The 24,002-nt window shown below is 70.4% G+C and carries 17 protein-coding genes and 2 pseudogenes; 10 read left to right on the top strand and 9 right to left on the bottom strand.

Features of this window, described 5'->3' with window-relative positions:
* From WS91_RS37425 to gluQRS, 3 genes and pseudogenes are all read left to right on the top strand, one after another.
* Window positions 1–234: pseudogene (locus WS91_RS37425) on the top strand (hypothetical protein); the annotation flags it as partial.
* 104 nt (window positions 235–338) lie between these two features.
* A complete protein-coding gene (locus WS91_RS19410; protein WP_038748651.1) occupies window positions 339–1,220 on the top strand; it encodes a sulfurtransferase in 882 nt (293 codons plus the stop codon).
* A 31-nt stretch (window positions 1,221–1,251) separates the two neighbouring features.
* Window positions 1,252–2,145: a tRNA glutamyl-Q(34) synthetase GluQRS gene (gene gluQRS / locus WS91_RS19405; protein ID WP_038748653.1), complete on the top strand. Its 894-nt coding sequence runs from the start codon at window positions 1,252–1,254 to the stop codon at window positions 2,143–2,145.
* 306 nt (window positions 2,146–2,451) lie between these two features.
* Here the strand turns inward: gluQRS and WS91_RS19400 are convergent, their stop codons facing one another.
* From WS91_RS19400 to purT, 4 genes are all read right to left on the bottom strand, one after another.
* Complete coding sequence (locus WS91_RS19400) at window positions 2,452–3,900, bottom strand: DEAD/DEAH box helicase (RefSeq protein ID WP_059670805.1); 1,449 nt, start codon at window positions 3,898–3,900, stop codon at window positions 2,452–2,454.
* Between the two features lie 537 nt (window positions 3,901–4,437).
* Window positions 4,438–4,824 (bottom strand): MliC family protein, encoded by a 387-nt coding sequence (locus WS91_RS19395; protein WP_059670804.1) that lies wholly within the window; start codon window positions 4,822–4,824, stop codon window positions 4,438–4,440.
* Between the two features lie 55 nt (window positions 4,825–4,879).
* Complete coding sequence (locus tag WS91_RS19390; RefSeq protein ID WP_038748659.1) at window positions 4,880–5,044, bottom strand: DUF6726 family protein; 165 nt, start codon at window positions 5,042–5,044, stop codon at window positions 4,880–4,882.
* 173 nt (window positions 5,045–5,217) lie between these two features.
* Window positions 5,218–6,432 carry a formate-dependent phosphoribosylglycinamide formyltransferase gene (purT, locus tag WS91_RS19385; protein ID WP_038748661.1) on the bottom strand — a complete coding sequence of 405 codons (1,215 nt, stop codon included), beginning with the start codon at window positions 6,430–6,432 and terminating at the stop codon, window positions 5,218–5,220.
* Window positions 6,433–7,108: 676 nt separating this feature from the next.
* Here purT and WS91_RS19380 point away from each other — a divergent pair.
* Window positions 7,109–7,657 carry an META domain-containing protein gene (locus WS91_RS19380; RefSeq protein ID WP_038748664.1) on the top strand — a complete coding sequence of 183 codons (549 nt, stop codon included), beginning with the start codon at window positions 7,109–7,111 and terminating at the stop codon, window positions 7,655–7,657.
* 123 nt (window positions 7,658–7,780) lie between these two features.
* Here WS91_RS19380 and WS91_RS37780 read toward each other — a convergent pair whose 3' ends face one another.
* Window positions 7,781–8,188 (bottom strand): hypothetical protein, encoded by a 408-nt coding sequence (locus tag WS91_RS37780; RefSeq protein ID WP_156432399.1) that lies wholly within the window; start codon window positions 8,186–8,188, stop codon window positions 7,781–7,783.
* On the opposite strand from WS91_RS37780, the gene WS91_RS37420 reads away from it, so the two are divergent.
* Complete coding sequence (locus tag WS91_RS37420) at window positions 8,100–13,538, top strand: DNA translocase FtsK (RefSeq protein ID WP_442854975.1); 5,439 nt, start codon at window positions 8,100–8,102, stop codon at window positions 13,536–13,538. The two genes, WS91_RS37780 and WS91_RS37420, sit on opposite strands and share 89 nt — an antisense overlap.
* Window positions 13,539–13,727: 189 nt before the next feature.
* On the opposite strand, the gene WS91_RS19370 is transcribed toward WS91_RS37420, so the two are convergent.
* Together WS91_RS19370 and WS91_RS38200 are read right to left on the bottom strand one after the other, a co-directional pair.
* Window positions 13,728–14,903 carry a lactonase family protein gene (locus WS91_RS19370; protein ID WP_038748668.1) on the bottom strand — a complete coding sequence of 392 codons (1,176 nt, stop codon included), beginning with the start codon at window positions 14,901–14,903 and terminating at the stop codon, window positions 13,728–13,730.
* Window positions 14,904–14,959: 56 nt separating this feature from the next.
* A pseudogene (locus WS91_RS38200) lies at window positions 14,960–15,185 on the bottom strand (hypothetical protein).
* On the opposite strand from WS91_RS38200, the gene WS91_RS19365 reads away from it, so the two are divergent.
* Together WS91_RS19365 and WS91_RS19360 are read left to right on the top strand one after the other, a co-directional pair.
* Window positions 15,141–16,973 (top strand): glycoside hydrolase family 15 protein, encoded by a 1,833-nt coding sequence (locus WS91_RS19365; protein WP_038748670.1) that lies wholly within the window; start codon window positions 15,141–15,143, stop codon window positions 16,971–16,973. The pseudogene WS91_RS38200 and the gene WS91_RS19365 sit on opposite strands and share 45 nt — an antisense overlap.
* A 218-nt stretch (window positions 16,974–17,191) precedes the next feature.
* Window positions 17,192–18,670 (top strand): polyhydroxyalkanoate depolymerase, encoded by a 1,479-nt coding sequence (locus WS91_RS19360; RefSeq protein ID WP_038748672.1) that lies wholly within the window; start codon window positions 17,192–17,194, stop codon window positions 18,668–18,670.
* 143 nt (window positions 18,671–18,813) lie between these two features.
* Here the strand turns inward: WS91_RS19360 and bspR are convergent, their stop codons facing one another.
* Window positions 18,814–19,446, bottom strand: a complete 633-nt coding sequence (gene bspR, locus WS91_RS19355) for a T3SS transcriptional regulator BspR (protein ID WP_038748673.1) — start codon at window positions 19,444–19,446, stop codon at window positions 18,814–18,816.
* Between the two features lie 257 nt (window positions 19,447–19,703).
* Between bspR and rsxB the strand changes: the two genes are divergently transcribed.
* Together rsxB and nth are read left to right on the top strand one after the other, a co-directional pair.
* A complete protein-coding gene (gene rsxB, locus WS91_RS19350; RefSeq protein WP_059670802.1) occupies window positions 19,704–20,621 on the top strand; it encodes an electron transport complex subunit RsxB in 918 nt (305 codons plus the stop codon).
* A 4-nt stretch (window positions 20,622–20,625) separates the two neighbouring features.
* Complete coding sequence (gene nth / locus WS91_RS19345; protein WP_059670801.1) at window positions 20,626–21,270, top strand: endonuclease III; 645 nt, start codon at window positions 20,626–20,628, stop codon at window positions 21,268–21,270.
* A 747-nt stretch (window positions 21,271–22,017) separates the two neighbouring features.
* On the opposite strand, the gene WS91_RS19330 is transcribed toward nth, so the two are convergent.
* Window positions 22,018–22,950, bottom strand: coding sequence for a DMT family transporter (locus tag WS91_RS19330; RefSeq protein WP_059670798.1), 933 nt, complete (start codon window positions 22,948–22,950; stop codon window positions 22,018–22,020).
* A 393-nt stretch (window positions 22,951–23,343) separates the two neighbouring features.
* Here WS91_RS19330 and WS91_RS19325 point away from each other — a divergent pair, with 393 nt between their 5' ends.
* On the top strand, window positions 23,344–23,778 hold the full coding sequence (locus WS91_RS19325) for a DUF1841 family protein (RefSeq protein WP_038748684.1): 435 nt from the start codon (window positions 23,344–23,346) through the stop codon (window positions 23,776–23,778).
* Window positions 23,779–24,002 lie beyond the last annotated feature (224 nt).

Genomic DNA, 24,002 nt, shown 5'->3' with positions numbered 1-24,002 from the left:
GCGGTTCGGCGGTTCGGCGGTTCGGCGGTTCGGCGGTTCGGCGGTTCGGCGGTTCGGCGGTTCGGCGGTTCGGCAATTGTGCGAACGGATGGACGCGCCCCGGCAAGCCGGCGATCCGGCCGCATCGAGAACCCGCTGCGGCGCGCCGGCTCGCCCGCCTCGGCGCGGCCGCGCGATGTCGTCGCACGTCGTCCGTTCGGCCGACCGCGGAAAGCCACGCGGTTTGCGGGATAATACGGGTTTTCCGCTTTCGCCCGCTTCCGCCCGAGCGCCCTCCGCCGCCACCCGTCATGTGCGGCCGCGCCGTCGGGCCGCAGCCGCCTTACCTTTCGAACGACATGACCACCGTCAACCTCGCCGCCTACCGCTTCGTCTCGCTCGACTCGATCGAGCAAATGCGGCCGCTCATCGCCGCGCGCTGCAATGCGCTCGAGCTGCGCGGCACGATCCTGCTCGCGCCCGAAGGCGTCAATCTGTTCATCGCGGGAACCCGCGACGCAACCGGCGCGTTCGTCGACTACCTGCGCCACGATCCGCTCTTCGAGGGCAAATTCGCGGACCTGCAGTTCAAGGAGAGCCTGTCCGACTCGCAGCCGTTTCGGCGGATGCTCGTGCGCCTGAAGCGCGAGATCATCACGATGAAGAAGGCCGCGATCAAGCCGGAACTCGGCCGCGCGCCGTCCGTCGACTCGCGCACGCTGAAGACCTGGCTCGACCGGGGCCACGACGATGCGGGCCGCCCGGTCGTGATGCTCGACACGCGCAATGCATTCGAAGTCGACGTCGGCACGTTCGACAACGCGCTCGACTACCGGATCGACAAGTTCAGCCAGTTCCCCGACGTGATCGAGGCGAACCGCTCGGACCTCGAAGGCAAGACCGTCGTGTCGTTCTGCACGGGCGGCATTCGCTGCGAAAAGGCGGCGATCCACATGAAGGACGTCGGCATCGAGAACGTGTATCAGCTCGAAGGCGGGATTCTCAAGTATTTCGAGGAAGTGGGCGGCGCGCATTATCACGGCGACTGCTTCGTGTTCGATTACCGCACGGCGCTCAATCCGCGCCTCGAGCCGACAGCCGACGTCACGTGCTTCGCATGCCGCGCGGTCGTGCCGGCCGACGCGCAGCAGTCGCCGCTCTACGTGCCCGGCAAGTCGTGCCCCGCATGCCATCCGGGCGAGCGCGCGGATCGCACCGCCGAGCCGGCGCACGCCGCCTGACGCCGCGCGCCTTCTTCGCACGCCGCATTCGATGACGGACTATCGCGGGCGCTTCGCGCCGTCGCCCACCGGCCCGCTGCATTTCGGCTCGCTCGTCGGCGCACTCGCGAGCTGGCTCGACGCGCGCGCGTGGGGCGGCGCGTGGCTCGTGCGGATCGAGGACATCGACGCACCGCGCACGGTGCCCGGAGCGGCCGAGGACATTCTCGCGACGCTGCGCAGCTTCGGCTTCGTCCCCGACGAGCCGCCCGTCTGGCAAAGCACCCGCGTCGCGCGCTACGCGACCGCGCTCGAACGGCTCACGGCCGCGGGGCTCGTCTATCCGTGCGGCTGCTCGCGCAAGGAAATCGCCGATTCGCTGCGCGCCGCGCACGAGCGGCACATGACGCTCGCGTATCCCGGCACCTGCCGCAACGGCCTGCACGGCAAGCCCGCGCGCGCGTGGCGGCTGCGCGTGCCGGACGGCGCAACCGCCGTCGTCACGTTCGACGATCGCTGGCAGCATGCGCAGACGCAGGATCTCGCGACGGAAGTCGGCGACTTCGTGCTGAAGCGCGCGGACGGACAGTGGGCGTACCAGCTCGCGGTCGTCGTCGACGACGGCGACGCGGGCATCACGCACGTCGTGCGCGGCGCGGACCTGCTCGACTCGACCGCGCGGCAGATCTACCTGCAGCGCTGCCTCGAGCTGCCGACGCCGCACTATCTGCACGTGCCCGTCGTCGTCGATGCGAACGGCGAAAAGCTCAGCAAGCAAACGGGCGCGACGGCGCTCGATCCCGCCGCGCCGCTGCCCCCGCTCGCCGCGGCCGCGCGGCATCTGGGGCTCGCGCTCGACGAGGCGGCGTGCGCGTCGCTCGGCGCGTTCCAGCCGGCCGCGATCGCCGCGTGGGACGCGCGGTTCGGACCGAACGCGCGTCGATGACGAGGCGCGTGGCGCTCGGCCGCGACGCGTAGCCTCGTCGCTCTGCCCGTCGCTCTGCCCGCAACCGCCGGTTCGCCGCTATCGCGCTCGTTCACCCACTACGCAGTACGCAGCCGCCGAGCCCGCGCGGAGCGGTTCTCTCGAGGCCCGACCGAGACACCGCCGCCATTCTCCCTCGGCCCGCCCGCTCTCGATCGGCCATGCAAAACGAAACGGGCGGATGCTCACGCACCCGCCCGTTTCTCATTGGCCTTGGCGCCGAGCCCGGCGTGACGCACCGTCACGCGCGACGCTCGGCCCCGCGCGTCACGACGACGTCTTGCGCGGCATCCCGAACCCGCCGAGCAGCGCGGCAAGCGGCTGCTTCGGCGCCTTCTTCTCCGGGTGCACGGGCTTCGCCTCTTCCGGCTGGCTCGCCGCAGGCGACGGCACGTACGGCTTCAGGAAGAAATCGTCGATCGGCGCATCGCGGCGCGAATGATGCGAGCGCTCGCCGCCCGCCGAGCGGCGGCCCACCGATGCGCCTCCTCGGCGCTCGTCACGGTCGCGCTCGCGGCGGCCGCCGCGGTCGTCGTGGCGATGGCGCGGCAGGTCGAGCTCGAGCGCCTCGAGCGGCAGCGCGCGCTTGATCAGCTTCTCGATGTCGGCGAGCTGCTTGCGCTCGTTCGGGCTGCACAGCGACAGCGCGTCGCCCGACGCGCCCGCGCGCCCCGTGCGGCCGATCCGGTGCACGTAGTCTTCCGCGTTGAACGGCAGATCGAAGTTGATCACGGCCGGCAGCTCGACGATGTCGAGCCCGCGCGCGGCGACGTCGGTCGCGACGAGCGCCTCGATCTCGCCGCGCTTGAACGCGTCGAGCGCCTGCATCCGCTCGCTCTGCGAACGGTCGCCGTGAATCGCCGACGCGACGATCCCGTCGCGCTCGATCTGGCGCGCGAGGCGGCTCGCGCCGATCTTGCTGTTGCAAAACACGATCACCTGCTTGAGCGAGCGACCGCGGATCAGCTTGACGACGGCCGCCTGCTTGTCGCCTTCGGCGACGTCGTAGACGACCTGCGTGACGTTCGTCGCCGTCGCGTTGCTGCGCGCGACTTCGATCGTCTGCGGGTTGCGCAGGTAGGTCGACGCGAGCTTCTTGATTTCCGGCGAGAACGTCGCCGAGAACAGCAGCGTCTGGCGCTCCTTCGGCAGCAGGTTCAGGATTCGCTGCAGGTCGGGCAGGAAGCCCATGTCGAGCATCCGGTCCGCTTCGTCGAGCACGAGGATCTGCACCTGGCCGAGATTCGCGGTCTTCTGCTGGACGTGGTCGAGCAGGCGGCCCGGCGTCGCGATCAGAACCTCGACGCCGCGGCGCAGCTCGGCCATCTGCGGATTCATGTCGACGCCGCCGAACACGACCGCGCTGCGCAGCGGCGTGTGCTTCGCGTATGCGTGGACGTTCGCGGCGACCTGGTCGGCGAGCTCGCGAGTCGGCGTGAGAATGAGGGCGCGCACCGGATGGCGGGCGGGCGACGCGCTCGTGTTCGCCTGCGGCAGCAGGCGCTGGATGATCGGCAACGAGAAGCTCGCGGTCTTGCCGGTGCCGGTTTGCGCGGCGCCCATCACGTCGCGGCCGGACAGCACGACCGGAATCGCCTTCGCCTGAATGGGCGTCGGCGTCGTATAGCCCTGATCGGCAATCGCTTTCAGGATCTCGGCGGCAAGGCCGAATTGATCGAACGTCGCGTCGACAGGCTTGGCAACAGAATCGGACATGGTGGCGTTTCGCTCAAAAGGCGCGGCGGGACATCTAGCGCGCGGCATGCTCGCTCGCGAGACACGCTGCGCAAACCACTTCGGAATGAAGACGAAGCCGCGGCGCGCCGCAGGGCGCCGCCGGCGCTTGAGGCCGTCCGGGCCGCGCGCGGGGCTTCCGCGCGCGGGGCTTCGTCCGGCAGGAGTGCCGGCAGAAAGGGCAGCATTGTAGCATCCCTCGCGAAAGGGTTCCGCCGGCCCGTCCCGCGCGGGCGATCCTGCGGGTAGATCCGTGCGGCGGCGATGCGGACGACGGCCTGCGGCAGGCGCCCGAACCACCGCGCGGCCGCACGGCACTCAGGCGCCGCGATACGGCCGCGGCGCGGGCCAAGCCGATCGATGCGGCGTCGCGCCAAGCGCCGGATGCAACGTCAGACGCCGAACGCCGGCCCCCCAATCACAATAACCCGATACCGAACGCCAAACGCCGAGCGACGACGAAGAACCGAGCGACAAGCACGAAGCGCACGCCCTCACGCGGCAGCGCCCTCCCGCCGTTCAATCCTTCTTGCGCTTCTTCTGAATCTCGCTGCAGCCGCCGAGCACGGGCGGCGCCTTCTCGTCCGCGATTTCGTCGTACAGATTCGCGTCGCGCCCCTTCGTCCACCAGACGTAGCGGCCCGCCTGATAGCGCGCGCCCGACGCCGACACGGTGTCGACGAACAACAGCGGCGTCCCGTTGACGGGCACGAGCGCGAAGCTCTGGCCGTTGTCCGCGCGCCAGTACGACACCCGCACCGGCTTCGGCTCGTTCGCGCACCGATAGACGATGGTTTCGCGCGCGTCGGCGTCGATTTCCTCGACGGTCAGCCGCGCCGCGTGCGCCGCACCCGCCGCCGCGCACAGAGCGGCGACGCCGATCGCCGCCTGCGTTGCCTTGTTCATGCCTTTCCTCTTCAAGCGATGGACGCGCGCCGCACGAGCGCCGCGCGCCGGTCCGTCAGTCCGGATCGATGACGCCCGCGCACGCGTCGGTCGGCGCCGCCGCGACGTGGCCGACGACGGGCACGATCTTCAGCCCCGCCGACGCGATCCGGCACGGCGCGGCGGCAAGCCCGCAGCCCGCCGTCGACAGACACAACACGACGATCAACATCCACTTCATTGCCACCTCCTCTACAGCCTTCGCCGCACGCCCAATCGCGGCGCGCGGCATCGGCCCGAAACCTCGACTGCCGCCGGCGGGCCGGGGGCGTCGCAACCGCCGGCCGATCGCGGCTGCCCCGCCCGTACCGGCGCGAGCCGACGCGGGCGATGCGCGATACGTGCCGCCCGCCGTCAGCGCGCGGACACCGGCCGCACCGCGGCGGCCGCCCGCTTCGCGCGCTCGCGCGCTTCGTCGACGTTCGCGCCCGCCGCGAGCGCGACGCCCATCCGGCGCTTGACGAAGCTCTCCGGCTTGCCGAACAGGCGAAGGTCCGCGCCCGGCACCGCGAGCGCGTCGCGCACACCTTCGAACGCGACGCCCGCCTCGTCGAGCCCGCCGTAGATCACGGCCGACGCGGCGGGCGTCGCGAGCGCGGGCTCGACCGGCAGGCCGAGGATCGCGCGCGCATGCAATTCGAACTCCGACTGACGCTGCGACGCGAGCGTGACGAGCCCCGTGTCGTGCGGACGCGGGCTCACTTCCGAGAACCAGACGTCGTCGCCGCGCACGAACAGCTCGACGCCGAAAATGCCGCGCCCGCCGAGCGCGCTCGTCACGCGATGCGCGATGTCGCGCGAGCGCTCGAGCGCCTTCGCGCTCATCGGCTGCGGCTGCCACGACTCGACGTAATCGCCCGCGACCTGCACGTGCCCGATCGGCTCACAGAAATAGGTGCGCGTCTCGAGGCTCGCCGGGTCGATCGCGCGCACCGTGAGTTGCGTGATCTCGTAATCGAACCGGATGAAGCCCTCGACGATCACGCGGCCGTGATTCACGCGGCCGCCCGCCATCGCGTACTGCCACGCGGGCTCGACGTCGGCGTCGCTCTTGACGACCGACTGCCCCTTGCCCGACGACGACATCACGGGCTTGACGACGCACGGGAAACCGATCTGCGCGACGGCCGCCTTGAATTCGTCGAACGATTGCGCGAACGCGTACGGCGACGTCGGCAGCCCGAGCTCCTCGGCGGCGAGCCGGCGAATGCCCTCGCGATTCATCGTGAGCTGCGTCGCGCGCGCGGTCGGGATCACTTCGGCCACGCCGGCCGCTTCGATCGCCGCGAGCGCATCGGTCGCGATCGCCTCGATTTCGGGCACGACGAGATGCGGACGCTCCGCGTCGACGAGCGCGCGCAGCGCGGCCGGGTCCGTCATGTCGATCACGTGCGCGCGATGCGCAACCTGATGGCCGGGCGCGTTCGGATAGCGGTCGACGGCGATCACTTCGACGCCGAGCCGCTGCAACGCGATGATGACTTCCTTGCCCAACTCGCCCGCGCCGAGCAGCATGACGCGCGTGGCGGACGGCGAAAGCGGCGTGCCGAGCCGCTGACCGATCTGCATGAGATTTCCCGCTGGATGATGGATGGCGAAAACGACTCGCGATGCTATCACGCGAGGCGCGCGCGCCGCCGGCCGAATTGGCGGATGCGCGGGCGGGCGCGCCGGCAACACGGCGCTGCGCGCGCCCGCGCCGCGCCGTGGCTCGAGACGCACGGTGAAACGGCCGGCGCCGCGCCGCCACGAGGCTCGGCGGCCGCGCGGCGGCCGCGTTGCCCTTGCCCTTGCCCTTGCCCGCGCCCGCGCCCGCATCATCCGCGCTGTTCACGACACGCGGCGTTCGCCGCAGCTTCCATGACTTCGCGGGCCTACGCCACGAGCATGTCGCCTCGCCGTCCGCCGGCGGCGGGTCGGCCCGTCGTCGCGCGCGACGGCGCCGACGTCGCGGAGCCATGCGCGGCCCCGGCGCATCGACCCAACTCGCGGCGAGCGCCGCGTTCCCTCGTGGCGAGCGCCGCGTTCCTTTTCGCCGCCGGCGCGCCGCGCCTCGCAACAACCCGAGGCCGATCCTCAACGCCGCGCCGCATTGCCGGCGAACCGCGCAAGAAACGCACCGCATCATCGCCGCAAAACACATGAACGAACGCGTGCGGCGACTGTCCGCTCGCATCCGGCGACGCTAGTGCGTTACCCTTACGGCTTCGCCCGCAACATTGAAAATTCGAAGAGGAACGAGGTCATGTTCAATTCATCCGCAGCCGCGCGCATGCGCTTTCGCATCGTCCGCTCGCTGCGCGCGCCGCTCGGCGCGCTGACCGTCGCCGCGCTTCTCGCCGCCTGCACGATGCCGACTCATCCCGACTCGAGCGCCCCCGCCCCCGATCCGTTCAATCCCGCGACGATCCAACTGATCGACGACACGAGCTGGGAGCTCGTCGGCTGGCGCAACGCCGACGGCTCGCAACGCGACATCCCGCACGGCGACAACGGCGAGCCGATCAAGCTCGCGCTGTCGACGCAAACGGGCGTGCGGCGCGTGGCCGGCTTCTCGGGCTGCAACCGCTACATGGGCGCCTACGACGTGAAGAACGGCGTGCTCGCCTTCGGCCCGCTCGTCGGCACGCGGATGGCGTGCGCCGCGCCCGCGCGCAGCGCGCTCGAGCGCGACTACCTCGCCGCGCTCGCCCACGTCTCGAAGGCCGGCGTGCAGATGCGCGAGCCGCAGCAGTTGATCATCGTCACCGACGACGGCGCGACGCTCACGTTCGCGCGCCGCGACAGCAAATAAGCCGCGTCACGCGACGCACGGCGCACGGCCCGGCCGGCGAACCGGACGGCGGGCGTCCCCGGCGCGCCGCACGGGAACGGCGCGGCGACGCGCGCCGTTCCCGAAAACATCGTCGTCGACCGGTTAAACTCGACGGGTTCGCGCATCGCGCCCCGTCCTCCTCCTGTTTCTGAGCATGCAAACGGTAGTTCTCGGCTGGTTCGGCTTCTCGGCCGTCTGGTTCATTCCTCTTTTCTGGCGGCTCGTCAAGGCGATGCTGCCGGGCGGCGGCGGGCTCGCGGGCCCCGGCTCGATCCGGCTCTGGCTCGGCTTCCTGTGCGTGCTGATCGCGAGCTGCACGCTCGCGACCGCGCTGCCGGGCGACGCGACGACGAACGCGCTCGGCCATGCGCTCGCGGGCGGCTTCGAGCGCGTGCTCGGACACGTCGGCACGCCGCTCGCGATGGTCGTGCTGTTCGTCGTCGGGCTGCCGTGGCTCGTCGGCGTGCGCTGGCAGCAGGTGAACGCGTGGCTCGACGCGTCGTTCGGCATCCGCCTCGCGCGCGATCACGGCGACGACGAATCGCGCGGCGTCGCGGATCTGCCGCGCGCCGCGCTGCATCGCGACGACGACCGGCGCGTGCGACGCGCGGCCGACGTGCAGCCGACGACCGCGCACACGGTCAACTCGATGGCTCCGCGACAGAACGGCCGCTATTCGCGGCCGACGCTATGGCGGCCGAACGACGCGCAACGCGGCGAGCGGCGCCATGCCGGGGCGAGCGGCGCGGCGAAAGCCGCCGCAGAGCCGACCGCGCCCGCGGGCTGGCTCAGGCCGGGCGCGACGCCGCGGAGCGCGACGCCGGCCGCCGCGATGGCGGCAGGAACGGCTGGAGCCGCGGGAACGGCAGCGAGCGGCGCCACGAAGGCGGCGGGCCCCGACGCGTCGGGGCCCGGATTCGCGAAGGCGACAGGCAGCGCCCTGCCGACGGGCGAGCCGGCAAAAACGGCCGGCGCAGCGATGCCCGTCCACATCGCACCGAACGCGGCCCATTCGACGTCGCCCGCAAGCGGCGTGCCGAAGGCCGCCGGTTTCGCGATGCAAGGAAGCGGTGCGGGTGCGGCGAAAGCGCCGACGCCCGTTTCGGCCACGCCCGCGACCGGCGCCGTGAAGCCTGCCGGAGCGACGATGCCGGCGGGCGTGCCCCTAAAGACGGCGAGCGCCGCCTCGGCGGGCGGCGCGGCCGCGCCGCTCGGCACCGGCACTTCACCCGCGTTGTTCGCCTCGCCCGCCCTGCCCGCCACGCCGCACGCGACGTTCGTGCCGGCCTCGGCCGGCATCGCGAAGCCGATCGGCTCGACCGCGGCCGTCGCGGCAATCGGCAAACGCTCTGAAGCGCGCCCGGCCACGCCCGACCACCGCTTCGCACCGCGCCGCCCGGCGACGCACGCCGCCGTGTCGGCGGTCCGCAATCGGCCGATGTCGTTCACGCCGTCGCAACAGACGGCCGGCCCGACGCGCAACGCCGCCGCGACGTCGCCGCAGCCCGCCGCCCGCGCGCCGATGCCGACGCAGGCCGCCGAGCCGGCGCGCAAGCGTGCGCCCGGCCCGGCGCGCGCGCCGCTCTACGCATGGACGGAAAAGCCCGCGGAACGCATCGCGCCCGCGCCGAGCGTGCACGAAACGCTGCGCTCGATCGAGGCCAGCGCGGCGCGGTGGACGGCGCTCGCCAGCGCAACGGATGCCGGCGCGGCGCTGGAAACAGCGCGCGCGCCGACGGCATCGACCGCATCGCCGGACTGGGATGCCGAGACGGCCGGATCGAACGTTCCGACGGCGGCGGCGATCGCCGCCGCGAGTCCTTCCGTCGCCGAAGCCGCCGCACCGGCTGAATATGCGGCCGCGCGGGCCGTCGGCGTCGCTTCCGTTGGCGTTGGCGTTGGCGGCATGGTCGCCGCCGACCCGGTAACTGAAGCTGCAGCCGCGGACATTACCGGTTGCGCAAGCGGGATTGCTCCGGTCGAAACCGCCGCCGCGGCCGCCGTCGACCCCGCCCACGACATCGACGACGGTACGTCCGTTGCCCATGTCAGCGAGGCCGGCGTGTCCGAAGAACCGGCGTCGTCGGCGACGAACGGCCCCCATCGCGATCGCGCCGACATGGCCGCGGCGCCCGCCGTTGCGGCCGTTACCGCGGGTGTCGTTGTCCAGGGCACGATGCCGGCTGCCGAAGCCGGCACGCACGCCGGCAGTTCGGTCGAGCAAAACGCGCCATCCGCCGTCGCTTCGCCGAGCAACCCCGCAACCGCCGTTGTCCCCGTTGCGGCGGCCCCCGCGCCGGTCGGCATCGAACCCGAGCAGCCGGTCGCGGCGACAAAATTCGCGTCAGCCGCAACATCCGAAGCCATCGATGAAAAGCGTGCGGCCGACTCCGCCGACGCGATGCTGCAAGCCGTCGCCGCGCCGCAAGGGCCGGCCCCCGGCGCCGCCGACACGCCGTCGTCGAACCGAGACTCGGCGAGCGCCGCAGCCTCGGCCTCGAACGAGCAACCCCGGTCAGCCGCCTCGCCGCGCGTCATGAATGCGTCGCCATTCGCGGCGCAGACGGCATTCGCCGCGCATGCCGCCACCTCGAACAACGGCGTCGCGGATCGCACCCCGATCGCGTCCGCCGGCGACGACGGCAAGCAAGCCGCACAGCAACCGGCTGCGGCGGTCGATTCGCACGCGATGACGAGCGCATCGCCGGCCGCCGGCGACATGCGCAACTCGGTCGCACCGTGGGAGAACGTGGCCGATGCCGGCGCAACGGCCGCTTCGTCCGCGACGACGCCGAGCGAATCGCACGCGCAGCCGCAGCCAGCGCAAGCCGCAATCGCGAGCGGCACAGCCGTTTCGCTCCCGGCGTTCCCAGGGGTGCCGGCAAGCGGCGCGGCCGTCGCGCTCCCCCGTTCGGCAGACGCCGCGCGCCCCGCGACGAGCGTCCAGCGCAGCGAGACGCAGGCCGTGGCGGAAACTTCGGCTGCCCAGGTCCCGGAACAGGCTGAGGCAACCTTATCGAACGACTCGAAGGACGGGGCTGCGCCGACACCGGCTGCATCGCCGGCCGCATCGACAACGTCGAGTGCGTCGGCCCCGGTCGACTCGACGTCTCCCGCAGCGCCCGCCCCGGCGGGCGACGCAGCCGCAGGCGGCGCCGTCGGCATCGTCGGTGCGGCATTCGGAATGCTCGGTGCCGTCCGCGCGGTTGCCGAGGTCGCCGAGGCCGCCGGGGTCGCCGAGGTTGCCGAAGCCGCCGGGGCCGACGCGGCTGCGCCGGCCGCCACGGCAAGCGCAAGCACAAGCGCCCCGGTGACGCCCGCCGGCCCCCCCGCGATCGATCGAGCGGCATCCGCCGCCGTGCCGCCGTTCGATGCGTCGACGGCGGCCGCTCCGACGGCGGCCTTCGGCGCCGCCAGCGGCCACGCTGGACCGACTTCCGCTGCGGCGTCGCCCGACGCCATTGCGCCGAGCAGCGTAACCGCAACGCTCCCCGGCGCGGCCGTCCCGGCCGCCCCCGCCGTGCCGACTGCGCCCGCGAGCACGGCTGCGGCGAGCACGGCTGCATCATCGGCCGGTGTGCCGAGCGTCCCGCGAGCAAGCGCCGCCGCCACGAACGTCGCCCCGTCGACCGCCGCGGCAGGCAATGCCGCTCAGAACGTTGCCGCTGCGCCTGCCGTCGCGTCGAACCCGATCGTGCCGCCCGCAGGTGCGCCGTTCGCGATGTCTAGCGTGAGCGCGCCGACAATCCCGGGGACAAGCGCCGCCGCTCCAGGCGCGACCACCGCGCCAATCACGCCGTCTATTCCGTCGCCGAACATCGCGCCGGTCGCGTCGACGCCGAGCGCCGCCGCAACGCACGCATCCGCCCCGCACGGCCACGCGACGAACGCAGCCGGGCCGGATTTCATCGCAACCAGCGGTGCGTTCCCGAGCCCGTCCGCGCCGTCCGCTGCCATGACTGCTGTCGCCGGACCGGCGGTTGCAGCGCCACCCGTTGCTGCGCCGGTAGTCGCGGCATCGACGGTCGTCACGCCGCCCGTCGTCACGCCGGCTGTGGCCGTGCCGACCGCAACCGCGCTGGGCGCGACGCTGCCGTCGCACGCCGCCGCACCGGGAGTACCGGGAGTACCGGGAGTACCGGGAGTACCGGGAGCACCGGGAGCACCGGGAACACAAGGAACACCGAGCGTCCCCGGAACGCCGGAAGCACCACCGGCATCCGGCGCACCGGCAACGCCCGGCACGCTGCTCATCCCCCCCGCGCCGGCCGCCATCGCCGCCGCGCAGCCGGCCGCCGCCCCCACTGCCCCGGCCGAGCCCGCCAGCCCGGCCCGCCAGCCCGGCCCGAACGCGTTCGAATTCCACGCGCCCGCCGCGTCGAACGTCGAGCTGCCGACGCTCGACCTGCTCGAGCCCGCATCCGACGCGATCGAGGCGATCTCCGACGAGCATCTCGCGCATACCGGCCAGATCATCGAGCAGCGCCTGCAGGAGTTCAAGGTGCCGGTGACGGTGGTCGGCGCGTCGGCCGGCCCGGTGATCACGCGCTTCGAGATCGAGCCCGCGCTCGGCGTGCGCGGCAGCCAGATCGTCGGCCTGATGAAGGACCTGTCGCGCGGCCTCGGCCTCACGTCGATCCGCGTCGTCGAAACGATCCCCGGCAAGACCTGCATGGGCCTCGAGCTGCCGAACGCGAAGCGGCAAGTGATCCGCCTGTCCGAAATTCTCGCGTCGCGCCAGTATCAGCACTCGGCGTCGCAGTTGACGCTCGCGATGGGCAAGGACATCACCGGCAATCCGGTCGTCACCGATCTCGCGAAGGCGCCGCACATGCTCGTCGCCGGCACGACGGGCTCGGGCAAGTCGGTCGCGATCAACGCGATGATCCTGTCGCTGCTGTACAAGGCGGCGCCCGAGGACGTGCGGCTCATCATGATCGATCCGAAGATGCTCGAGCTGTCGGTCTACGAAGGCATCCCGCATCTGCTCGCGCCCGTCGTCACCGACATGAAGCTCGCCGCGAACGCGCTCAACTGGTGCGTCGGCGAGATGGAGAAGCGCTACCGGCTGATGTCGGCCGTCGGCGTGCGCAATCTCGCGAGCTTCAACCAGAAGATCCGCGACGCCGCCGCGAAGGAAAAGAAGATCGGCAACCCGTTCTCGCTCACGCCCGACGATCCCGAGCCGCTGTCGACGCTGCCCCTCATCGTCGTCGTGATCGACGAGCTCGCCGATCTGATGATGGTCGCCGGCAAGAAGATCGAGGAGCTGATCGCGCGGCTCGCGCAGAAGGCGCGCGCCGCGGGCATCCACCTGATCCTCGCGACGCAGCGTCCGTCGGTCGACGTGATCACGGGCCTCATCAAGGCGAACATTCCGACGCGCGTCGCGTTCCAGGTGTCGTCGAAGATCGATTCGCGCACGATTCTCGACCAGATGGGCGCCGAATCGCTGCTCGGCCAGGGCGACATGCTGTTCCTGCCGCCCGGCACGGGCTACCCGCAGCGCGTGCACGGCGCGTTCGTCGCGGACGAGGAAGTGCACCGGATCGTCGAATACCTGAAGCAGTTCGGCGAGCCGCAGTACGAGGAAGGCATTCTCGACGGGCCGAGCGCCGAAGGCGGCTCGCAAGACTTGTTCGGCGAGGCGCCGGATGCGGAAGCCGATCCGCTCTACGACGAGGCGGTCGCGTTCGTCGTGCGCACGCGGCGCGCGTCGATCTCGTCGGTGCAGCGGCAGTTGCGCATCGGCTACAACCGCGCGGCGCGCCTCGTCGAGCAGATGGAGGCGGCGGGCCTCGTGTCGACGATGGGCATCAACGGCAGCCGCGAAGTGCTCGCGCCGCCGCTGCCCGAATAGGCGCGCCCGCGCGCATGCGGCGCAGCGCGATCGCCGCGCCGCGCGACGCAATGCGGCAAGCACAACCCCTCGCACGCCGCGAGGGGTTTTGCTTTTTCGCGCCCGAATCAACGCCAACGGCGAACGCCGCGCCCGTCGCCCGCCCCGATCCCCGCCGGGGCGGTCAAGCGCGCCGCGCGCCGCCCGGCGTCACCGCGCCGGCACGAACTTGAAGTCGACCGGCTTGCCGAGCTCGATGCGCGCCGGATTCGGCTCGAGCCGGCCGCTCGCGATGTCGCGCCGGAACACGAACACGCTGTCGCTGTCCTGGTTGCCGACCACGAGCCACTTGCCGCTCGGATCGATCGCGAACTCGCGCGGCGTCTTGCCGAGGCTCGATTGACGGCCGACGAGCGCGAGCTTGCCGTCGGCCGCGTTGACCGCATAGATCACGATGTCGTTCGCGTCGCCGCGATTGGTCGCGTACAGGAAGCGCCCGTCCGGCGACAGATGCAGCGCGCCGCCGCCGACCTTGCCCGCGAAGCCCGGCGCCGTCATCGGCACCGTCTCGACGTGCGCGAGGCGGCCGTCGTCGTAGCGGTACACGCCGACCGACGCGTTCAGCTCGTTGGTCACGTACGCGAACCGCCCGTTCGCGCTGAACACGAGATGACGCGGGCCCGAACCCGGCTTCGCGAGCGTGTAGCGCATGTCGGTCGGGCCGATGAGCCCGCGGCTACCGTCCGGCGTGTAGCGGTACGAGAAAATCTTGTCCGCGCCGAGATCCTGCACGAACAGATACCGGCCGTCCGGCGAGAACACGGTCGAATGAACGTGCGCGCCGTCCTGCCGCCCCTTCACGGGCCCCGTGCCCTCGTGATGCACGTTCAGCACCGCGGCGCCGAGCGCGCCCGTCGCCTCGACCGGGAACACCGAGAAGCTGCCGCCCGGATCGGACGCGACCGAATAGTTCGCCGCGACGAGATACTTGCCGTCCGGCGACAGGCTCAGGTAGCACGGGTCGTTCCCTTGCGCCGACACGCGGTTGACGAACGTGAGCGCGCCCGTCTTCGCGTCGAAGTCGAACGCGCTCACGCCGCCGCGCACGCTCGCGGGGCCGGCGTCGCCCGGCAGCTCGTTGACCGCGTACACGTGGCGGCCGTCGCGGCTCGCGACGAGATACGACGGGTTCTCCGCCTTCGCCGACGACACGGGCGTCATGCCGCCCGAGCCGGTGTCGAAGCGATACACGTAGATGCCTTCGCTGCCCGAGCCCGTGTAGGTGCCGACGAGCAGGTTGAAGACGCCGCCCGCCGGGCCCGCGCTCGCCTCTTCTGCGAACGCATGGGCGCCGAAAAGCGGCAGCGCGAGCGCGAAACCTTTCATCCAGTGGCTCAACCTAAGCGGGAAAGCGAAAGGCGAAGGCGCGTGAGCGCGTCGGGTCATCGGAACCTCCTTGCATCGATTCGTCTCAAGTGATGTGATGTTGCGAAACGCGGGCCGCCTCGAGCGCCCGCGCCGCGCCGCCCGCCGGAGTATACGGGCGCCCGCTTGCCGCCGTACAGCGCGGCGCGAACGTGCCCAGATCGTGAAACGACAAGGATTGTTGGAGGATCGTCGCCCATGCCCGCCCTCATCGAAGACTACGCCCTCGTCGGCGACGGCCACACGGCCGCGCTGATTTCCCGGGACGGCTCGGTCGACTGGCTGTGCTGGCCCCGTTTCGATTCCGGCGCGTGCTTCGCCGCGCTCGTCGGCACGCCGGAGCACGGCCGCTGGCTCGTCGCGCCCGCCGCCGACGTCCGCGTGAGCTCGACTTCGCGCCGCTACCGCGGCGACACGCTGATCCTCGAAACCGACTACGAGAGCGACGAAGGCGCCGTCACCGTGATCGACTTCATGCCGCCCGGCAGCGGCTGGTCGGAGCTCGTGCGGATCGTCGTCGGCCGGCGCGGCGAGATGAGAATGCAAATGCAGCTCGTATTGCGTTTCGACTACGGCTTCTCGGTCCCGTGGGTCACGCGGCTGTCGCGCGAAGCCGGCGTGAAGGCGATCGCCGGCCCGGACACGGTCGTGCTGCGCACGCCGGTGCCGCTGTCGGGCGAGAACCTGCACACGATCGCCGAATTCACCGTGAAGGCGGAAGAGCGCGTGCCGTTCTCGCTGTCGTACGCGCCGTCGCACCTGCGGCTGCCGCCCGCGCGCGAGCCGCTGTCGATGCTCGCGCGCACCGAGAATTACTGGCTCGAATGGTCCGCGCGCTGCCCGGTGCGCGGGCGCTACGCGGCCGCCGTGCGCCGCTCGCTGATCACGCTGAAGGCGCTCGCGTACGAGCCGACGGGCGGCATCGTCGCCGCGCCGACGACGTCGCTCCCCGAGCAACTGGGCGGCTCGCGCAACTGGGACTACCGCTACTGCTGGCTGCGCGACGCGACGATCACGCTGCTCGCGCTGATGCGCGGCGGCTACTACGACGAGGCGCGCGCGTGGCGCACATGGCTCGGCCGCGTGATGGCGGGCTCGCCCGAGCAGATCCAGATCATGTACGGAATCGCCGGCGAGCGGCGCCTGCCGGAGATGGAGCTCGGCTGGCTGCCGGGCTATCACGACTCCCGGCCGGTGCGCATCGGCAACAATGCGGCGAACCAGTTGCAGCTCGACGTGTTCGGCGAAGTGATGGCGGCGCTGCACGTCGCGCGCGTGGGCGGCCTGCAGGCGGACGACACGGTGTGGTCGGTGCAGACGACGCTGCTCGCGCACCTCGAGAAGATCTGGCGCGAGCCCGACGAAGGCATCTGGGAAACGCGCGGCGGCCGTCGCCACTTCACGTTCTCGAAGGTGATGGCGTGGGTCGCGTTCGATCGCGCGATCAAGTCGGCCGAGATGTTCCGCCTGCCCGCGCCGCTCGAGCGCTGGCACGAAGTGCGCGCCGAGATCCACGCGGACGTCTGCGCGCACGGCTGGAATTCGCGGATGCGCGCGTTCACGCAGAGCTACGGCAGCGACGCGCTCGACGCGAGCGTGCTGATGCTGCCGCTCGTCGGCTTCCTGCCGCCGTCCGATCCGCGCGTCGCGGACACGGTCGCCGCGATCGAGCGCGGGCTGATGCGCGACGGCCTCGTGCTGCGTTATCACACGACCGAATACGACGACGGCCTGCCGCCCGGCGAAGGCACGTTTCTCGCATGCAGCTTCTGGCTCGTCGACAATCTCGCCCTGTTGGGCCGCATCGACGACGCGCACGCGCTCTTCCGCCGCCTGCTGTCGCTCACGAACGACCTCGGCCTGCTGGCCGAGGAATACGATCCCGTGACGCGTCGCCAGGTAGGGAATTTCCCGCAGGCGTTCTCGCACGTCGGGCTCGTGCACACGGCGTTCAACCTGATGCATCACGAGGAGGAAATGCTGCGCGCGGCCGGCCAGCCGACGCCCGCCGACGCCGTCGCCGGACGCTAGCGCCGATCACGCTTTTCGCGACAAACGTAAGACAAGGTCAGATGTCGAGGCATCGCTCGGAAATGCGGGTATGCTGCGTTGCGACACCCCTGAATGTCCGATATGATCAGTCGCGACTGATTCGATCCGACGAGCGAATCGGTCCGATTGCTGACTGACACGGCACGCCGCGACGCCCCGCGCCGCGTTCGCGCACCGTTCTCCCATCGGGAGCTCGCATGCTTTACCAATTTCACGAATTCCAGCGGGCGATGTTGAGCCCGCTGACCGCCTGGGCTCAAGCCGCATCCAAATCGTTCGCGAATCCGTCGAGCCCGCTTTCGCTCGTGCCGGGCGCGACGCGCCTCGCGGCGGGCTACGAATTGCTGTATCGGCTCGGCAAGGATTATGAAAAGCCGGAGTTCGCGATTCATCAGATCGTCAAGGACGGGCACAACATTCCGATCGTCGAGCAGACGATCGTCGAGAAGCCGTTCTGCCGCCTGCTGCGCTTCAAGCGCTACGCGGACGATTCGGGCGCCGTCGGGCAACTGAAGGACGAACCCGTCGTGCTCGTGTGCGCGCCGCTGTCCGGCCACCACTCGACGCTCCTTCGCGACACGGTCCGCACGCTGCTGCAGGATCACAAGGTCTACATCACCGACTGGATCGACGCCCGGATGGTGCCCGTCGAAGTCGGCCCGTTCCATCTCGACGACTACGTCGACTACATCCAGGAATTCATCCGGCATATCGGCGCGCGCAACCTGCACGTGATCTCGGTGTGCCAGCCGACCGTGCCCGTGCTCGCGGCGATTTCGCTGATGGCGAGCCGCGGCGAGGACACGCCGCTCACGATGACGATGATGGGCGGCCCGATCGACGCGCGCAAGAGCCCGACGTCGGTGAATTCGCTCGCGACGAACCGCTCGCATTCGTGGTTCGAGAACAACGTGATCCACACGGTGCCCGCGAATTATCCGGGCGAAGGCCGCAAAGTGTATCCGGGCTTCCTGCAGCACACGGGCTTCGTCGCGATGAATCCGGAGCGCCACGCGCAATCGCACTGGGACTTCTACCAAAGCCTGCTGCGCGGCGACGAGGAAGACGCCGAGGCGCACCGCCGCTTCTATGACGAATACAACGCGGTGCTCGACATGGCGGCCGAATACTACCTGGACACGATCCGCATCGTGTTTCAGGAGTTCCGTCTCGCCGAAGGCACGTGGGACATCCGCGGCGAACGCGTGCAGCCGGCCGACATTCATTCGACCGCGCTGATGACGATCGAAGGCGAGCTCGACGACATCTCGGGCAGCGGCCAGACGCATGTCGCGCACGAGCTGTGCACAGGCATCCCGCAGGTGCAACGCCGCAGCCTCACCGCCGAGAAGTGCGGCCACTACGGCATCTTCTCCGGCCGCCGCTGGCGCACGATCATCTACCCGCAGTTGCGCGACTTCATCCGCGAGCACGCGTCGCAGCCGAAAAAGCCGACGCCGCAGGCCGGGCCCGCGCCCGCTTCGCGGTCCAAGCCGGGCGAATCGAAATCGGGCAGTGAAACGGCGAGCGCCGCGCCCGCGAAAGCGGCCGCGCTGCGTCTGACGACCGCGAAGCGCCCGGCGGCGAAAGCCCGCGCGGCGAAGCCGGCCGCCGCCAAGCGCACCGCGGCGAAGGCCCCTTCGACGCGCGCGCCGCGCTCGCGCAAGGCCGCCTGAAGCGGGCGCCGCCGCGCGCTCCCGCCGAATCGCGCGCCGCCTCCCGCCTTCGGGCGCGAGCGGCGCGCGTTTTTTTTGAATTTGACGAATCTACGGCCGCATCCGCGCCGCAAACGATCGGAACCGGCCGGGCGCCGCCCGGCTCAGCGCCTCAGCAAAAACGCGAGCAGCAGCTCGGTGTTCATCTTGATCATCTCGGTACGCTCGCCCTGCGTGCTGAAATCACGGCCGAAGATCGCCGCGAGCGTGAAGCGGTTCGACACCATGTAGTAGCCGAGCCCCGACAGCGTCACATAGAACCGCAGCGGATCGATGTCCGTGCGGAAGAGCCCGGCCCTCTGGCCGCGTTCGAGCACGCCGTCGAGCGTCTTGACGATCGGCGAGATCATTTCGCGAATGTGCGTCGATTTCTGCAGATAGCGCGCCTCGTGCAGGTTCTCGTTGTTGAGCAGGCGCAGCAAATCGGGATGATCACGGTAGTAATCCCACACGAAATGGGCGAGCCGCGTGATCGCCTCGACGGGCGCGATGCCTTCCAGATCGATCGTCCGCTCGGCTTCCATCAGCGCGGAGAATGCGTATTCGAGCACCGCGGTAAACAACTGTTCCTTGCTGCCGAAGTAGTAATAGAGCATGCGCTCGTTGGTTTCGGCGCGGCGCGCGATCTGGTCGACTCGCGCACCGAACAGCCCCCCTGTCGCGAACTCTTCGGCCGCCGCGAGCAGGATCCGGCGCCGGGTTCCCTCTGGGTCTCTTTTGATTTTTGGCTGATTCATAGTGGCGTTTTGCTATGTGAGCCGCGTAGTCCGGCTCGCGCCGCCGGCCCTGCGTCGATCGCCGGCGGCGTGAACGGGCGCGCCATCGTTAAGGGACACCCTGCTATAGTCACGCGAAAAAGCGTTTTGATTATGGCACATGCGTTGTTAAGCGCAATGCGAAAAATCGGCGATAATTGTCGTTTCGAGAGAGATCCTGGCCGCGTTCGAACGCCCGGCCGCCGCGCCGCGCCCGCGTGCCTCCCCACGTAGTCACTGTGACCGATTCCAAGACCCTCGCGGATCGCATCGAAGATCTGCTTCCTCAAACGCAATGCACGAAGTGCGGCTACGACGGCTGCCGCCCGTACGCGGAGGCGATCGCGGCCGGCGCCGCCGGCTACGATCAATGCCCGCCGGGCGGCGTCGAAGGCGTCGCGCGGCTCGCGAAGCTGCTCGGCAAGCCCGTGATCGCGCTCAATCCGGAGCACGGCGTCGAGCGCCCGCGCCCCGTCGCGTTCATCGACGAGCAGCTGTGCATCGGCTGCACGCTGTGCATGCAGGCGTGTCCCGTCGACGCGATCGTCGGGGCACCGAAACAAATGCACACGATCGTCGCCGAGCTCTGCACCGGCTGCGACCTGTGCGTGCCTCCGTGCCCCGTCGATTGCATCGAGATGATACCCGTCACGGGCGAGAAGACCGGCTGGGACGCGTGGTCGCAGCAGCAGGCGGACGCCGCGCGCGCGCGGCACGACGCGCGCCTCGCGCGCCAGAAGCGCGAGCGCGAAGCCGCCGAAGCGCGTGCGGCGGCGCGTCGCGCGGCGGCAGCGGCGAGCGCCTCCGTGGCCGCGCCGGCTGCCGATGCGCCAGCTGCCGGTGCGTCCGCTGCCTGCACGTCCGCCACCGCCACGTCCGCTACCGCCACGTCCGCCGACCACGATCCGGAAGCGAAGAAGCGTGCGATCATTGCGGCGGCGCTCGAACGCGCCCGCAAGAAGAAGGAAGAGCTCGCCGCGCAAGGCGCGGGACCGAAGAACACCGAAGGCGTGAGCGCCGCCGTGCAGGCGCAGATCGACGCGGCCGAAGCGCGGCGCCGGCGCCTCGCCGAACGGCGAGACACGACCGACCAGCCCGGCGGCGGCGAATCGAGCGCCGCGGGCGACGCGTCGCCGACCTCGAAAACGAAGCCATAACCGCATGAACGCCAACAAACGACGCGCGATCTTCGAAACGCTGCAAAGCCTCAATCCTCATCCGACGACCGAGCTCGAATACACGACGCCGTTCGAACTGCTGATCGCGGTGATGCTGTCGGCGCAGGCGACCGACGTGTCGGTCAACAAGGCGATGCGCAAGATGTTCCCGGTCGCGAACACGCCGAAAAAGATCGTCGCGCTCGGCGAGGACGGCGTGGCCGACTACGTCAAGACGATCGGCCTCTATCGAACGAAGGCGAAGAACGTCGTCGCGGCGTGCAAGATCCTGCTCGAGCGCTTCGGCGGCGAAGTCCCGGCCGAGCGCGAGGCGCTCGAGAGCCTGCCGGGCGTCGGCCGCAAGACCGCGAACGTCGTGCTGAACACCGCGTTCGGCCAGCCGACGATCGCCGTCGACACGCACATCTTCCGCGTCGCGAACCGCACGGGGCTCGCGCCCGGCAAGGACGTGCGCGCGGTCGAAGCCGCGCTCGAGAAGTTCACGCCGAAGGAATTCGTGCACGACGCGCATCACTGGCTGATCCTGCACGGACGCTACGTGTGCAAGGCGCGCCGGCCCGAATGCTGGCATTGCGCGATCGAGCCGCTGTGCGAATACAAGCCGAAGACGCCGGCGCCCGTGCAGTGACGAACGCGCGCCGCATGCGATGCGGCGCGGTCCGCTCGACTTGCTCCGCGCTTGCTTCGCGCCTGCGCGCAGGCGTTCGATGCGAAGGCGCGTGCGTCGAAATGCCTCGTCCGATCCGGCGATGCGAGACTCGAACGCGCCTTCGGCCGATGGAGACATCGTCAATCTCGCTCGCTTCGAACAGTCGCGATGAGGCCGCGTGGCGAGGCTCCGCGCCCCGTGCGTCCCGTTCACCGCAGGCTGCATCGACGCAATCGAAGCCGTTGAGGAGACCGCGGCGCGCGGCATCGACATTCGCACCGGCCGCTCAGCCGTTCCGAACGCGGATCGCACCGCCGCCTGCACGCCTCAATTCCGAGCGCCGCGTATAGCCGCTCGATCTGCTCGGCATGCTCTGCATATGGGGCGTGCTGGGCGCGCTCGCCGAAATTGAGTACGCGGCTTGCTCCGCGCGCTCGCCGTGCTTGGCTCGCTCGATGTGCTCGGCGTAGTTCATGTGTCCGGCGTACTCCGCATGCTCGTCGCTAGGCACGCTCGACATGTTCGACGTGCCCGACGTGCCCGACGTGCTCGATACGCCCGATGCACCTGACGTGCCCGATGTACTCGATGTACTCGATGCGCCCGATACGCCCGGCGGAGTCTCCGTCGCAAAAGCGCCTTCCGCGAGCGACGTCAACTCCCTCCCCACGCTCGCCCTCCGCCCCGCTCGATCGACAAGACGCCCCACGCGCCACCCCGCGCGCGTCACGCGCTCGCGATCGTCGACGGCGGCGCTTCGTCGGCCGGATTGCCGGCACGCACGAGCCACAGCACCGCCGCAAGGATCGCGACGCCGCCCGCCCATTGCAGCGGCGTCAGCGTCTCGCCGAACAGAGACGCGGCAAGCGCGACCGTCACGACAGGCTCGAGCGTCGACAGCATCGACGTTCGAGCGGCGCCGAGCCGCTCGAGGCCGGCGAAGAACGCGAGCATCGCGGCGACCGTCGACACGAGCGCGATCGCGACGAGCGCCGCCCAGCCGGACGCCGCGCGCGGCCAATGCGGCGGCGAGTCGAACGCGGCCGTGCGCGCAAGCGCGAGCCCGACGAGCGTCGCGGCAGCGGCGCAGCAGATGACCGCGACGGTCGCGAGCGGATCGACGCCGCGCGTCGCCTTCGCGCCGACGACGATGTACAGCGAATAGATGACCGCCGCGCCGAGCGCGAGCGCGATGCCGAGCGGCTCGCCGCGGCCGCCGCCCACCATCAGCGCCGAGCCGGCGACGCACAGCGCGAGCGCGAGCGCCTTCGCGCGCGTGAGCCGCTCGCCGAGCCACCACGCGGCGAGCAACGTGACGAACGCCGGATACAAATAGAGCAGCAACGCGACGAGGCTCGCCTGCGCATGTTGCAGCGCGCTGAAGTAGCACAGCGACTGGCCGACGTAGCCCAGCGCGCCCATGCCGACGATCGCGCAAAGCGCGCGGCCGCGCGGCCAGCTCACGCGCCGCCGTCGCGCGATGACGGCGAGCAGCGCGCCCGCGATCGAGAAGCGGACGATCAGCAAGCCGAGCACGTCGGCGCCGCCCGCATACGCGTAGCGGCCGAAGATCGCCATCGCGCCGAACGCGGCGGCGGACAACGCGACGTACAGCGCACCGCGCAAGGCGGCGGAAGGTGCTCCGGCGGCAGCGGCCATGGCGGGAAACGAGTAGTGAAAGCACTCGATTCTAACGAGCTTCGAACGCCCGCATAAGCGGTGTTTATGCCGAATCCGCCGCCACGCGCGCAACACGCGGCGCGGCGGGCTCCATGCCCCGCGTCACGGGCGCACCGCCCGCTCGCCAGCCGGACACGACGAAACGGAAAATCATCGCCGTGCATCTGCGCCGGCAAGCCGCCGCCGGACGATTTCCCGTGCGCCGCGACCATCCGCACGCGAACCTCGCGCGGGCGATCCGCCCCGTCGCATGCGCGCTGCCCGTCGCCCGCGCACCGTATCGACGCACTTTCGGCAGCCCGGCCGCAAGCGGCGTAAAATGCGCATTCGCGCGGCCGCGACGGCCCGCTACACGCACCCCGCTTTACGATCATGTTCAATCCGAGCCGCGACGACGTGCGTCGCTTCTTCATCGACGCCTGGCGCAAGCAGCGCAAGGGCGAAATCCTCACGCCGCTCGAAGCGATGGCGGCCGACTGGATCGTCGAGCATCCCGAATACCACGCGGAACTCGAGGACGCCGAACGTTCGGCCGCGCACGACTACACGCCCGACGAAGGGCGCACGAATCCGTTCCTGCATCTGTCGATGCATCTCGCGATCAGCGAGCAATTGTCGATCGATCAACCGCCCGGCATCCGGGCCGCGCACGAGAAACTCGCCGCCCGCTGCGATTCGGCGCACGACGCGCAGCATGCGATCATGGAATGTCTCGGCGAAACGATCTGGGAAGCGCAACGGACGAACACGCCGCCCGACTCCGACGCCTATCTGCAGCGCATCCTGCAACGCGCTTCGCGCGGCTGACGCGGCGGCGCTTCGCCACCTCGCGCTTCGCTGCCTCCTCCGGTATCTTCGTCCGGTTTCGCCATCCGCTTTCGCCGCGCCGTTTCGCGGCTTCGCACCGCCCGCTCCTGCCATCCGCCCTCGAAAGCCGCTGCGACGGCCGAAGCGACGACACGGCACGGCTTCGCCCGGCGCGCGAACATCGGCGCGCACGGATTGCGCCGCAATCGCAATCGGGCAAAAAA

This window comes from Burkholderia sp. MSMB1498 (assembly GCF_001526245.1).
Classification (GTDB): Bacteria; Pseudomonadota; Gammaproteobacteria; order Burkholderiales; family Burkholderiaceae; genus Burkholderia; species Burkholderia savannae.
The sequence above is the reverse complement of the archived record's forward strand: the minus strand, read 5'-3'. Positions and strand labels throughout refer to the sequence as shown.